Source organism: Methylomonas sp. PHL2-19 (assembly GCF_059331595.1).
This window is the reverse complement of the sequence record NZ_CP196839.1, coordinates 4,754,409-4,767,937: the sequence shown is the minus strand read 5'-3', so window position 1 is coordinate 4,767,937 and position 13,529 is coordinate 4,754,409. Positions and strand designations below refer to the sequence as shown.

General features: G+C 54.6%; 12 protein-coding genes. 9 read left to right on the top strand and 3 right to left on the bottom strand.

Annotated elements, in window-relative coordinates:
• Window positions 1-300: 300 nt before the first annotated feature.
• Window positions 301-2,193 (top strand): diguanylate cyclase, encoded by a 1,893-nt coding sequence (locus tag ACR02O_RS22000; protein ID WP_458138332.1) that lies wholly within the window; start codon window positions 301-303, stop codon window positions 2,191-2,193.
• Between the two features lie 26 nt (window positions 2,194-2,219).
• On the opposite strand, the gene ACR02O_RS21995 is transcribed toward ACR02O_RS22000, so the two are convergent.
• From ACR02O_RS21995 to ACR02O_RS21985, 3 genes are all read right to left on the bottom strand, one after another.
• Window positions 2,220-2,468, bottom strand: a complete 249-nt coding sequence (locus ACR02O_RS21995; RefSeq protein ID WP_458139194.1) for a phosphopantetheine-binding protein — start codon at window positions 2,466-2,468, stop codon at window positions 2,220-2,222.
• Entirely contained in the window at window positions 2,458-3,252 is a 795-nt protein-coding gene (locus ACR02O_RS21990; protein ID WP_458138331.1) for a lysophospholipid acyltransferase family protein, read from the bottom strand. Before ACR02O_RS21990 ends, ACR02O_RS21995 begins: the two co-directional genes overlap by 11 nt.
• A gap of 308 nt (window positions 3,253-3,560) precedes the next feature.
• Entirely contained in the window at window positions 3,561-4,313 is a 753-nt protein-coding gene (locus ACR02O_RS21985; RefSeq protein WP_033156074.1) for a proteasome-type protease, read from the bottom strand.
• A 166-nt stretch (window positions 4,314-4,479) separates the two neighbouring features.
• Between ACR02O_RS21985 and ACR02O_RS21980 the strand changes: the two genes are divergently transcribed.
• From ACR02O_RS21980 to ACR02O_RS21945, 8 genes are all read left to right on the top strand, one after another.
• The gene (locus ACR02O_RS21980; RefSeq protein ID WP_051669824.1) at window positions 4,480-5,508 is read left to right on the top strand and encodes an HlyD family secretion protein; all 1,029 of its coding nucleotides are present in this window, start codon (window positions 4,480-4,482) and stop codon (window positions 5,506-5,508) included.
• The gene (locus ACR02O_RS21975) at window positions 5,505-7,286 is read left to right on the top strand and encodes an ATP-binding cassette domain-containing protein (RefSeq protein ID WP_201799015.1); all 1,782 of its coding nucleotides are present in this window, start codon (window positions 5,505-5,507) and stop codon (window positions 7,284-7,286) included. Before ACR02O_RS21980 ends, ACR02O_RS21975 begins: the two co-directional genes overlap by 4 nt.
• Entirely contained in the window at window positions 7,283-8,404 is a 1,122-nt protein-coding gene (locus tag ACR02O_RS21970) for an ABC transporter permease (RefSeq protein ID WP_494522386.1), read from the top strand. The genes ACR02O_RS21975 and ACR02O_RS21970 overlap by 4 nt, the downstream gene beginning before the upstream one ends.
• 5 nt (window positions 8,405-8,409) lie before the next feature.
• A complete protein-coding gene (locus tag ACR02O_RS21965) occupies window positions 8,410-9,522 on the top strand; it encodes an ABC transporter permease (protein ID WP_494522385.1) in 1,113 nt (370 codons plus the stop codon).
• Between the two features lie 240 nt (window positions 9,523-9,762).
• The gene (nifB, locus tag ACR02O_RS21960; RefSeq protein ID WP_445366997.1) at window positions 9,763-11,259 is read left to right on the top strand and encodes a nitrogenase cofactor biosynthesis protein NifB; all 1,497 of its coding nucleotides are present in this window, start codon (window positions 9,763-9,765) and stop codon (window positions 11,257-11,259) included.
• 144 nt (window positions 11,260-11,403) lie between these two features.
• Window positions 11,404-11,688: a 4Fe-4S dicluster domain-containing protein gene (locus ACR02O_RS21955; protein WP_020484742.1), complete on the top strand. Its 285-nt coding sequence runs from the start codon at window positions 11,404-11,406 to the stop codon at window positions 11,686-11,688.
• 5 nt (window positions 11,689-11,693) lie between these two features.
• Entirely contained in the window at window positions 11,694-12,119 is a 426-nt protein-coding gene (locus ACR02O_RS21950) for an ArsC/Spx/MgsR family protein (RefSeq protein ID WP_458138328.1), read from the top strand.
• Window positions 12,116-13,393 carry an FprA family A-type flavoprotein gene (locus ACR02O_RS21945; RefSeq protein ID WP_033156079.1) on the top strand — a complete coding sequence of 426 codons (1,278 nt, stop codon included), beginning with the start codon at window positions 12,116-12,118 and terminating at the stop codon, window positions 13,391-13,393. Before ACR02O_RS21950 ends, ACR02O_RS21945 begins: the two co-directional genes overlap by 4 nt.
• Window positions 13,394-13,529 lie beyond the last annotated feature (136 nt).

Below are 13,529 nucleotides of genomic sequence, written 5' to 3'. Positions count from 1 at the left end.
GAGCACCCTATCGCGTCAATGGGGAGCCAAGAAAAATTGACTAAGCTGTAACCGTTCATCGGGAGGCCGTTTGTCCGTTGAACGGAGGATAGGGCTTTGCCCGTTGGCGAACGACCAAGCTTGGGCGCCATAGCATGCTTGCTAAGCATTCTTTCGCGTCAATGCCATGCCTGTAAAGCTTGCCGGGTATTTATCGCTAGCCAAAATCCAGTGTTTTTCAGTTCCGCTTCACGGGAATGCTGCTATTATCAAGCTCACACGACAGACTGTTAACTTCAATGCTCGATTCCACACCAGCTGATGTCCGAAAACACCATCAAATACGCCCAACTTGTCGATCTTGCCAGTCTGCAAACGCTGATGGACGATTTGTACCGGGTGATCGGCATACCTAACGCCATTATCGATACCGACGGCGTTGTTATCACCAACGCCGGCTGGCAAGATGCCTGTGTAAAATTTCATCGGGTCAACCACAACACCTGCAGTAACTGCATAGAAAGCGATACGGCATTGGTTGAAAGCATGTTGAAGGGAGAGCGGTTTGCAATCTACAAATGTCTGAACGGGTTGGTAGATTCGGCTATGCCGATTATCGTCGAGGGCCAGCACGTCGCCAATATTTTTACCGGTCAATGTTTTATTGATCCTCCGGATCTGGAATTCTTCCGCAGTCAGGCCAGGCGATATGGGTTCGAGGAAGCTAGTTATCTGCAAAGCATCAGCAAGGTCCCGGTCATTGCCAGGCAGCGGCTGGAAACTATCACGGAAATGTACGCGCAACTCGCGCAAGCCTTTGCCAAACACGGTGCGGACCGGTTGCAGCAAAAACTGGCGGCGGCGGAACTGGCGGAGCTTAATAACGAACTGAATCGGCGCGTCGAAGAAAGAACCGAGCAACTGTTTCAAAACAATCAGCAGTTGCTGCTGGAAAAACGCGCCCTGGCCGCCAGCGAAGCACGCTTATCGGCATTATTCAAACACATGAGTAGCGGCGTGGCGGTATACCGGGCCAGCGAGGACGGCCGGGATTTCATTATCATCGGCTTTAACAAGGCTGCCGAGCAGATCGAAAAAATCACCCGCAAAGAATTGATCGGTAAAAAACTGACCGAGATGTTTCCGGGGGTATTCGAATTCGGGCTGTTGGATGTATTGCGGCGGGTCGCCAAAACCGGGACGCCGGAGGCTTTTCCGCCCTCATATTACCGTGATGAGCGGATTCAGGGTTGGCGGGAAAATTATGTGTATAAATTGCCTGGTGGTGAAATTGTCTCGATTTACAACGATGTGACCGAACGCAAGCTGGCGGAAAAGGCTTTGCATCTGACGCAGTTTTCGGTGGATAGAGCCACTGAATGTTTGTACTGGATAACCGCTGATGCCAGATTCCAATTTGTAAACAACACAGCCTGCGAAGTATTGGGCTATAGCCGCGAGGAGTTGTTGACATTTTCGGTAATGGATATAGACAAGGATTTAACGGCGGAAAATTGGCCCGCGCATTGGCAGGAAGTCAAACAAAAAGGCGCGTTAAAAATGGAAGCCATCCATCGCTGTAAAGACGGTCGGGAAATTCCGGTGGAAGTGGCCGCGAATTATCTGGTTTTTGAGGGTTTGGAATATAACTGTGCGTTCGTGCGCGACATCAGTGAGCGCAAAGCCCTGCAAGCGGAGTTGGAGCGTCAGGCGCGCATCGATTATCTGACCGGCATCGCCAATCGCCGCTATTTCATGGAGCAGGGCGAAGCGGAGTTGGCGCGCAGTGATCGTTACGGCAATCCATTGTCGGTACTGATGCTGGATATCGACTATTTTAAAGCCGTCAACGACAACTACGGCCATGCTGCCGGCGATCAGGCTCTGCAAAAACTGGGCTGCATTTTGGTGGAGGTTTTGCGGGAAATCGACATCCCCGGGCGCATGGGCGGCGAGGAATTTGCGATTTTATTGCCGGAAACCGGCTTGCTTAAAGCACTTGAGGTGGCGGAACGACTCCGAAGTGTAGTGGCCGACAGCGTGATTCCGGTTGAATCGGGGTTGGAATTGCAATTTACCGTATCCATTGGCGTGGCTACCCTGACGGATAAAAACAGCAGCATCGGCGATTTGCTGAACTTGGCCGATAAGGGTTTGTATCAAGCCAAACACAGCGGTCGGAATAAGGTCTGTCGTTTTTCGCCGCAAGATTAGGATTGCATCGGCTCGTCAAAACTCTCTCAACTCCGCGCTGCTTCGATAAACTGCGCCAAGGCCGCCACGGAACTGAAGATTTTCACCACATCGTCGCGTTCGGCATCAATTTTTACCTGATACTTTTTACGTATCGCCAAGCCCAGTTCCAGCGCGTCTATGGAATCCAGGCCCAAGCCATCATTGAACAGCGCGGCGTGGCTGTCGATGTCCGCCGCATCGACATCTTCCAGTGCCAGCGTGTCGATAATCAGGTGCTTTAATTCAGTTTCCATCTCGCTCATGGCGTTCTCGTTGTTGAGTAAAATAATCCTGTAAATACTGCGTTAAACGCCGCACCGCTATCGAGCGTGGTTGCAACTCCCGGAAAGGCTGCAATTCGATATCCTCGCCGACGATCATTTGCAAATGAAAACGCCGGTGCGGGATTTGGTACCAGGCTTGAGTTTTGGTGAGGGTGCTGGGTTTACAGGTCAGCGTTACCGGCGTGATTATACTATCGGCTTGTAAAGCAATGGCTGCCGCGCCGCGTTGAAAACGATAAGGCCGGCCCGGCGCCGAGCGGGTGCCTTCCGGAAAAATGATCATGGTGCCGCCGTTTTGCAGCCAAGCGGCGCAATCGTTGACCATCGTTTCAGAATCGGCGTTGCTGATATAGCCGGCATTCAAGATTGGGCCGCGCATCGCCGGGTTGTGCCACAGGCTGGCCTTGACGATGCAGTTGGCTTGTTTGATTCGGCTGATTAAAAACACCACATCCACCAGCGTCGGGTGGTTGGCGACAATCAGCTGGCGGGGACGGTTGAGTTTTTCCAGTCCTATCACTTCATAGCTCATGACGCCCAGTCTGTGCATCAAGCCTATAAACATATAAAAACTCAGATGCACCGTGTATTGGCCGCGGCCGGCTTTTTCGGCGCGGCTGCCCGGCCATATTGCCAAGAGCGGAAACACCAGCAGCCACAGCATCACGCCACCGATCCCGAAGCTGGTAAAGCTGATCGCAGTGGCCAGTAAACGCCAGCCGTAATCAATTTTTTGAATTAGAGTTTGTGCCATCGCCAGCTGCGGTTCTGATCGCCGAACTGCAACATGGCTGGGTCGGCGGGCAGGAATTGGATTAGGGTCGGCAATTGTAGCGGTTACTGGCTATTGTGACGAGTTATCGACGATAAACCTGAAAATCAGTTGCGGCGGTTGTAAACCGTGCATGGATGCAATAAGTAGAGCACACAGGCGTAGTTGCTGAGCAGAACACCACCCACCCTGCCTCAGGGCGAACGGGATTGGCTATGCCCAGCATAAATGAAACCGCTTGGAACTATGATCTGTGTGCCATAGCCCCAAGTTAGGATGAAGCGTGGACGTTATATGCAGCCCGGCAACGGCCGGGAATCCTCTTTACTGAACTGCGGCAGGGTGGCGAAGGCTTCTTTCAGCTTTTCGTGCCACATCTTGCGGATTTTGCTTAAGTATTCGTTGTCTTCCTGGAAGCAATAGTACTCGTCCAGTGTCAGCGTATCTCGGTGATAAATCAACAGCTCCACCGGCGCGCCGACGCTGGCATTACTGCGCATCGTTGAGTCCATCGAAATCAAGCAGCAACGCCCGGCTTCGTGCAGTGCGGTATCGATTTTTAAAAACCGGTCCAGCACCGGTTTGCCGTATTTGTTTTCGCCGATTTGCAGATAAGGGGTCTGCCGCGAGGTAGTGATGCAATTGCCTTCCGGATAAATCAAATAAGCGCCGTGCGGCTCCTGGCCTATTTGTCCCGCCAAAATAAAAGTGGCGGACGGATTGAAGCTGCTTTGTCCGGCATCCACATGGCGGCGCTGCTTTTCGACGCTGATCCGCCCCAAATAGGCGGCGGCTTCCGACAGATAGTTGACCGTGTCCAGATTCACTTCGGTCTCTTCTTTCATATCGCGCTTCAACTGGTCGATCACGGCCTGCGTGGTCGCCAGATTGCCGGCGCTGAGCAGTACGATTTTCCGATCAGATGCCGTACAAAATGGGTGCATTTTGCCGTAAATGCTGACATTGTCGATGCCGGCGTTGGTTCTGGAATCCGACGTTAATACCAGTCCGTCTTTTAGAGAGACAGCAATACAATAAGTCATACGCTCTGCGCCTGAAAAATAAGGTTGCCCGCAGTGTACTAAAGAAGCTGCGTAAAGGCCAAGGACAGTATCGATTAACTGGCGGGGTAAGTTGTTAGATGCATCTCAGGCTCGGCTTTCAGTATACTGAGCCGACACGTTTAAATCAGCGGCGGGTAATTCATAGATGATTAGTAAACCAGGCCTGTATCTCGTTGGGGGAGTAGCTGCCGTTGTGCTGGTCGCCAGCGGTTTTTATCTGAAGGAGGGAAATCGGCATACCGATGCCTTGATCCTGTACGGCAACATGGATATTCGCCAAGTCGAACTGAGTTTTCACGATCCGGAGCGCGTCGAGCAGATCCTGGTTCAGGAAGGCGAGCGGGTCAAACGCGGCCAATTGTTGGCGGCGCAAGCGTTGGAGCGCTTTCAATATAGCCGCGATCAGGCCGCAGCCAAAGTGGATGTGCAACAACATCAGCTGGATAAGCTGCTGCACGGTTCGCGGCCGCAGGAAATCGGTAAGGCTGGCAATGATGTCAAAGCGGCGGAAGCGGCGGTGGTACTGGCTAAGAAAGAGTTGGTCCGTTTTCAGGCGTTGGTCAAACGCAAACTAAGCTCCGCCGAGTCCCTGGATCGGGCGCAAGCCCAATACGACGCGGCCCAGCAGAGTCTGCAAGCCTTGAAACAGCAATATGCGCTGACCGAAATCGGTCCACGCCGGGAAGATATTCAAGCGGCGCAAGCACAACTGAAAGCCGATCAGGCCGCCTTACAGCTGGCTGATAAAGTCTTAGCCGATGCGCGCTTGTATGCGCCGCAGGATGGGGTGGTCCAGAACCGCATCCTGGAGCCCGGCGACATGGCCAGCGCGCAAAAGCCGGTATTGACGTTGGCCTTGCGCGAGCCTTTGTGGGCGAGAACCTATGTGGCGGAAGCTGATTTGGGACGACTGCGTTATGGTCTGCCGGCTAGTTTGGCCAGCGACAGCTTTCCGGATAAAAGCTATAGAGGTTGGGTAGGGTACATGTCGCCGACTGCCGAATTTACGCCTAAAACGGTGGAAACCACCGAGCTGCGCACCAGCCTGGTCTATCAAGTACGGATCTACGCCTGCGACCCGGACGATCAATTGCGGCTGGGGATGCCGGTCACCGTGAGGATAGACACCCAGCAAGCACCGATGGCACAACCGAGCTGCGAACCCGCGCTGTGATTGCCATAGAGGCCGATGCCGCACCGGCGCCATTGACCTTCAGGTCGGTAAGCAAGCACTTTACCGCCGGTGACCGGGTCGTACCGGCCTTGCGGGATATTTCCCTGAGTCTGTCGCTCGGCCAAGTTACGGCCTTGGTGGGTCCGGACGGTGCCGGCAAAACCACCTTGCTACGCTTGGCGGCCGGTTTGTTGTTGCCCGATAGCGGCAGCATAAGCAGTTTTGGTTTGGATACGGCCGCCGCCGGTGCCCAATTGCACCAATTAATCGGCTATATGCCCCAGCGTTTTGGTCTTTATGAGGACTTGAGCGTGCTGGAAAACCTCAATCTTTACGCCGATCTTTACGGCATATCGCTGCAGGACAGGCAGCAGCGCTTCGCTGAGTTGATGCGCATGACCAATCTGCAAAAATTCAATCAGCGTCTGGCCGGTCAGCTATCCGGCGGTATGAAACAAAAACTGGGTTTGGCCTGCACCTTGCTGAATCGGCCGAAATTATTGCTGCTGGATGAACCGTCGGTCGGCGTCGATCCCTTGTCACGCCGTGAGCTCTGGCAAATTATCGAGTCCTTGGTGGCGGAGTTCGGCACCACCGTCTTACTCAGTACCGCTTATATGGACGAGGCCGAGCGTTGCCAGCAGGTGGTATTGCTGGATAGTGGCGAAATTCTGCATCAGGATGCACCGTCCGGCTTTCATCGTCTGGCGGAGGCTTGCAGTTACCAGTTGTCCAGTCCGGTACTGGGTAAACGCCTGCTGCAACAACGTTTGCAGATGCATGCCGATTTAATCGACTCGGTGGTACAAGGTGACACAGTGCGGGCTGTGGCGCGCGCCAATTGCCAGCCGGATTGGACGGCGATATTCGATACTGCCGAGCAAGTGCGAATTACGCCGGTGCCGCCGCGTTTGGAAGATGCTTTTATCATGTTGCTGCTGGCCCGGCACGACGAAAAGTCGCCAGTGGAAACCGTCTGTTTTGTACCCGGCAATGGTTCGCGGTTTTTGGCGACGGAGCACGCAGCAGTGATTGAAGTCGAGCAAGTTGACCGCTGGTTCGGCAATTTTCAGGCGGTTAAGAAACTGTCTTTCGAGGTGCGGCAAGGCGAGATTTTCGGCTTGCTCGGTGCCAACGGTGCCGGCAAGACCACGACATTCAGAATGTTATGCGGCTTGCTGCCGGCCAGCAACGGCCGCTTGCGGGTGGCCGGCCTGGATTTGCGCACGGCAGCCGCCCAGGCCAGGGCCAGACTTGGTTATATGTCACAGAAGTTTTCCCTATATGGACAATTGTCGGTCAGGCAAAATCTACAGTTTTTCAGCCATGCCTACGGTTTACGCCATAAGCGGCGAACAGAGCGTATAGCCTGGGCGCTTCAAGAGTTTGACCTCACTGAGTTTGCCGACACCAATAGCGTCGATCTGCCGCTGGGTTACAAACAACGGCTGGCGCTGGCTTGCGCGCTGATGCACGAGCCCGAGATTCTGTTTCTCGACGAACCGACTTCCGGCATCGATCCGCTGGCGCGCCGCGAGTTTTGGAATCGCATCAACAGCCTGGCGGCGCAAGGGGTAACGATATTGGTCACTACGCATTTCATGGAAGAAGCCGAATATTGCGACCGGCTGTTGATCATGCGCGAGGGCGACATCCTGGCCGCCGGCACACCGGCCGAGATTCGCCGCCGCAGTCAAACCGTCGGGCAAGCGCCGGCCGAGACCATGGAAGAGGCTTTCATTCGCTTGCTGGAACTCAAAGGAGCGTCGTCCGGATGACTGCCGCCAGCCAACGCCTGCTAGGCTTGATTCGTAAGGAGTTTTTACAAGTGCTGCGCGATCCCAGCAGCCTGGCGATTGCGTTTGCGATGCCGGTGTTCTTGCTGTTGTTGTTCGGTTATGGAGTGTCACTGGACGCTCGCCGCGTGCCGATAGGCCTGGTCGTCGAGCATGTTTCACCGGCGTCGCGCAGTTTTAGCGCCGGTTTCGATTATTCCGATTATTTTCAAGCGCATTATTTCCGCGACCTGCGTGAGGCTCAGCAGGCCTTGCTGACTCGAAAAATCAACGCCATCGTGCATTTGCAGGCCGATTTCGATAAGCGCTTGACCGGCAGCGAACCGGCGCCGATTCAGGTTATCGTCAATGGCGTCGATGCTAATACCGCTCGTCTGACCAGCGGTTATGTGCAAGGCGTTTTTGAAACCTGGCTTAATGCTCGCGCCGCTTGGCAGGGACAGGAAGCGGCGCAGCCGGTGCAATTGGCCGCCCGGGTTTGGTACAACAGCGCCTTGCGTAGCCGTAATTTTCTGGTGCCGGGCTTGATCGCGGTGATTATGACTTTGATCGGCGCCTTATTAACCGCTTTGGTGATGGCCCGCGAATGGGAGCGCGGCACGATGGAAGCATTGATTTCCACACCGGTCAGTGTCCGCGAAGTGTTGCTCGGTAAACTGATTCCGTATTATTTGCTGGGCATGGGCGGCATGTTGCTGTCGATAGGCATGGCGGTGTTTTTGTTTCAGGTGCCGCTGGTCGGTTCTTTGTGGGTGTTGCTGGTGGCGGGCACATTATTTTTGCTGGCGGCGCTAGGCATGGGTTTGCTGATTTCCATAGCCGCCAAAAATCAGTTTGTCGCCGGGCAGATTGCCATTGTGGTGACTTTTCTGCCGGCCTTTATCCTGTCCGGATTTATTTTTAATATTGATAGCATGCCGTGGGCGGTGCAGTTGTTTACCCATTTGGTGGCGGCTCGTTATTTCGTGGCGATTTTGCAGACCGTATTCCTGGCCGGCGACATTTGGGAAGTGATTTTGCCCAACGCATTGGCCTTATTTCTGATGGCGTCGGCGTTTTTGGCGTTGGCCTTGTGGCGGGCGCCGCGCCGCCTGGAGTGACGAGTATGTGGTGGCGCATTCAGGCTTTATTGATCAAGGAATTCCTCAGCCTGCTGAAGGATAAAAAAAGCCGCTTTGTCTTGATCGTGCCGCCGCTGGTGCAGTTATTTTTGCTCAGCTATGCCGCTACTTACGATCTAAACCAACTGCCGATCGCGATATACAACGAAGACCGCGGCAGCGCCGCCCGCGATTTGATTGCCCGCTTCAACGGCGCGCCAGCGTTTCGGGAAGTGTTGCGCATCGAGCGCCAGGCGCAAATCGCCGCAGCGCTGGACAGCAAGCAGGTGTTGATGGTGTTGCATATCGGCCAAACATTCAGTCGCGATTTGCTGGGTGGCCGGCAATCGGCACCGGTGCAGATATTACTGGACGGCCGCGATTCCAATACGGCCCAGATTGCCTTGGGCTATGCCCGTAACGTGATCAGCCAGTTCAACAGCGATTGGGCGCGCCAGCACAACCAAACCGGGCCGCCGGCTGAATTGCGCGTCAGAGCCTGGTTTAATCCCAATCTGGAAAGCAGTTGGTTTATCGTGCCCGGTATCGTCGGCTTGCTGACCTTGGTGGTGACGATGACGGTGGCCGCATTGTCTGTGGCGCGCGAACGCGAACAGGGCACGTTCGACCAACTGCTGGTGACACCATTCACTCCGGCGGAAATTCTGATCGGCAAAGCCATTCCCGGCCTGATCATCGGCGTAGCCGAAGCGTCGTTCAGTATCTTCATGGTGGTCTTCTGGTTTCAGGTGCCGTTGTTGGGCAGCCTGGCCGCGCTGTACATCGGCATCGTGTTGTACGTGTTTTCGGTAATCGGTGCCGGTTTGATGATTTCCTCGCTATCGGTCACCCAACAACAGGGCTTGCTGGGTGGATTTCTGGTCATCGTGCCGGGTGTAATCCTGTCCGGCTACGCCACGCCCATCGAGAACATGCCGGAACTGGTGCAGCAGCTGACGTTCGTCAATCCGCTACGTTATTTTTTGATCATTATCCGCGGGGTATTTCTGGAAGGCTTGGGGATCGCCGATTTAACCGACCAATATTGGCCGCTGGCGCTGATCGGTTTGTGCTGTTTGAGTTGCGCCGGCTGGCTATTTCGCAAGCGTATGTACTGAACGATGCCTGGCGTCAGAGTTGTCTCTGAAATTGCCTGCTTTCAGGCCTTTGGCGCTTTGTCCAAATCCTGACAATCGGCTGGCGGGGATTGTGCCGTTACAAACATTAGGCGGCCGTATATTGGGGTGTTTGGTAGTTTATCTTAAAAAAGAATTTATATATCAGTAAGTTAAATTGATTTCATAACTGGCATGGCCTGTGCTTTCTCACTGCATAACCAATCAAGTGAGGTGAAGAATATGGAACTGCCAGTATTAAACGAAACTCCAGCAGCCAGCGCAGGCGGCTGCTCCTCCCATTCTTGCGGTACAAGTGATGATCAACTCGGGCATTTGTCCGACGAGATTCGCTCCAAGGTCGAAAATCATCCTTGTTACTCGGAAGACGCGCACCACTATTTTGCCCGCATGCACGTGGCAGTAGCGCCGGCTTGTAACATCCAATGCCACTATTGCAACCGCAAATACGATTGCTCCAACGAGTCGCGTCCCGGTGTGGTGTCCGAGTTGCTGACGCCTGATCAAGCCGTGAAAAAAACCATGGCGGTGGCGGCCAACATCCCGCAAATGACCGTGCTGGGTATCGCCGGCCCCGGCGACCCGCTGGCTAACCCTGAGCGCACCTTCGAAACCTTCCGCCGTTTGAGCGCTGAAGCGCCCGACATCAAGCTTTGCGTTTCCACCAATGGCCTGGCTTTGCCGGAATCGGTCGAGGAACTGGCTAAGCACAACATCGATCACGTCACGATCACGATCAATTGTGTTGATCCGGAAATCGGTGCGCAAATTTATCCGTGGATTTTCTGGGAAAACAAACGCATCAAAGGCGTGAAAGGCGCGAAGATCCTGATCGAGCAGCAACAAAAAGGCCTGGAAATGCTGACCGCCAGAGGCATTTTGGTCAAAGTCAATTCGGTAATGATCCCAGGCGTCAACGACAAGCACTTGGCGGAAGTCAGCAAAATCGTCAAAGCCAAAGGCGCTTTCCTGCACAACGTGATGCCGCTGATCGCCGAAGCCGAGCACGGCACCTTCTACGGCGTGATGGGTCAACGCGGTCCGACTCAGGACGAGTTGATGGACCTGCAGGATTCTTGCTCCGGCGACATGAACATGATGCGCCACTGCCGGCAATGCCGGGCCGACGCGGTTGGCCTATTGGGCGAAGATCGTGGCGACGAGTTCACTATGGACAAAATCGAGGCGATGGAAATCGATTACCAATCGGCAATGGAAAAACGCAAAGTGATCCACGAAGCGATCGCCGAGGAAATGCACAGCAAGCGCGCCGCGAAAGCGGAAAAAGCTGCCGGCCACGCCGACGAGCCCAAGCTGAATACCCGTCCCGTGTTGATGGCCATCGCCACCAGCGGTCAAGGCGTGATCAATATGCACTTCGGACATGCTAAGGAATTCCTGATCTACGAAGCCTCCCCGAACGGCGTGCGTTTCATGAGTCATCGCAAGACAGACTTGTATTGCGGCGGCGACGATACCTGCGGCGACGGCGAGAGCGTGTTGCAACAAACCATTCGTTCCCTGGCCGGCTGTGAAGCGGTGTTGTGCTCCAAAATCGGCTATGAGCCTTGGGACTTGCTGGAAAAAGCCGGCATCGTACCCAACGGCGAGCATGCGATGGAGCCTATCGAAGAAGCCGTGATGGCGGTTTACAAGGAAATGGCTGCCGCCGGCAAGTTGGACGAGGCTGCGCCGCAAGAAGAGCGAGCGACGGCATAGCCCAATATTTCCTCTCCGGTCGGAGAGGGTAGGGTGAGGTGAATCAAAAAGCTTTTGCTTATTCAATTCTCCTCACCCCAGCCCTCTCCATCAGGCGAGGGAGATTGTTAGAACTGATTAACCATCGAATACAAAGGTAACGTCATGGCCTTACAAATCATCGAATCCTGCGTCAACTGTTATGCCTGCGAGCCGTTGTGCCCCAGCAAAGCCATCTACATGTCGGAAAAAGCCGGGCATTTCAGGATTAACCCGAAAAAATGCACCGAATGCGAGGGCGATTATAAAGACACGCAATGCGCCAGCATTTGCCCGATTGAAGGCGCGATTCTCGACGCACTGGGTGTTCCTATCAACCCGCCCGGCTCGCTGACCGGTATCCCGCCCGAAAAAATGGCCGAGGCGATGGCGGAACTACAAGCCCATTAACGGCTATGGCCACCGTGCATTTCTATGAAAAGCCGGGCTGCTTGAACAATACCCGGCAAAAGCAATTGCTGAGTGCCGCCGGCCATTTGCTGGTGGTTTACGATCTATTGCAGCAGCCGTGGGGCAGGGAACCGGGCAAGTTGCGCTCGTTTTTCGGCGACATGCCGGTGGCGGATTGGTTTAACCGCAGCGCACCGGCTGTCAAACAAGGGTTGGTCGATCCAAACACTGTCAGCGAAGACGAAGCTATAGCGCTGATGGTCGCGCAGCCGTTGTTGATCCGTAGGCCTTTGATGGAGGTCAACGAACAGCGCGTCTGCGGTTTCGACCAACAACAGGTCGATGCCTGGTTGGGCTTGGCTGCCTTAGCTTCGCAAAAGGATTTGGAAACCTGTCCCAAGCAGTCGCGCTCTGAGGCCTGCAAGCCATGAACAGCGTCAGATTGGAGAGTGAAGACGGCGTACCGCTGGCGGTGGCCTTGTCGGAGCGCGTGCATTGGGTCGGTGCGCTGGATCCGAATTTGCGCACTTTCGACATCATCCTGAAGACCGCCAACGGCACTAGCTACAACGCTTACGTGATTCGCGGCAGCGAAGGCGTGGCGGTGATCGATACCGTCAAGGAAGGCTTTGCCAACGCCTTTTTCGCCCGCCTGGAAAGCGTCGCAGACTATTCGGAAATCAAAGTCATCGTCCTCAATCATTTGGAACCCGATCATACCGGCGCCTTGCCGGAGTTGATGAAACGGGCGCCGCACGCGCAGCTGTTCATTTCCCAAAAAGCTCAGTCCATGCTCAAAGGCCTGCTGAAGCAGGACGAGTTGAGCTTTACCCCAGTGCTGACCGGCGACAAGGTCTCTTTGGGTGACCGCAGCCTGGAGTTTTTGCACACCCCGTATTTGCATTGGCCGGACACGCAATGCACCTACGCGCCGGAAGAAGCGATGCTGTTTTCCGGCGACGTGTTTGGCTGCCATTTTTGCGATAACCGCTTGTACAACGACAAAGTCGGCGATTTCCGCTTTTCCTTCGAATACTACTACGCCCACATCATGCGGCCGTTCAAGGAATACGTGGTTAGGGCCTTGGAGTTGATCGAACCCTTGCCGTTGAAATTGATTGCACCGACCCACGGGCCAATTTTGCGCGACCGCCCGCAGCATTACATCCAGCGTTATCGGCAGTTATCCAGCCCTGCTTTGCATAACGAACTGCGGCCCAATCAAAAAACCCTGCTGATTTTTTACATTAGCTCTTACGGCAATACCCGGCGCATGGCGGAAGCGATATATCAAGGCGCGATGCAAGTCGAGGATGTGCGCGTATCGCTTTACGACCTGGAGGGTGGCGAGGTGGCGCCGTTTGTCGATTTGATCGAAGAGGCCGACGGATTGGTGTTGGGTACGCCGACCATTAACGGCGATGCGGTCAAGCCGATATGGGATCTGCTCTCGTCGCTCGCGGTGGTCAATCTGAAAAACAAACTCGGCGGCGTGTTCGGTTCTTACGGCTGGACCGGCGAAGGCGTGCGCCTGGTGGAAGACCGCTTACGCGGCTTGAAATTGCGGGTACCGATTCAAGGCCTGCGCGTCAAGCTGATTCCTACCGACGACGAGATACATGAGTGCAAGGCCTTTGGCTTGGAGCTGGCCCAGGAGCTGACCGGGGCCAGAGAATCACGGGTGATTAATTTTGCGGACCTGTAAACCGGATTAAACAGACGCTTGCTATTGAGTCTACAGCGGTATTCGTAGGCTAAACCGATTCACGGACGGATCGGTGACCTCATCGGCTGTAAGGCCGGTGAAAATCAGGAATCGTTTCGATTCCAAACCGGTTGGT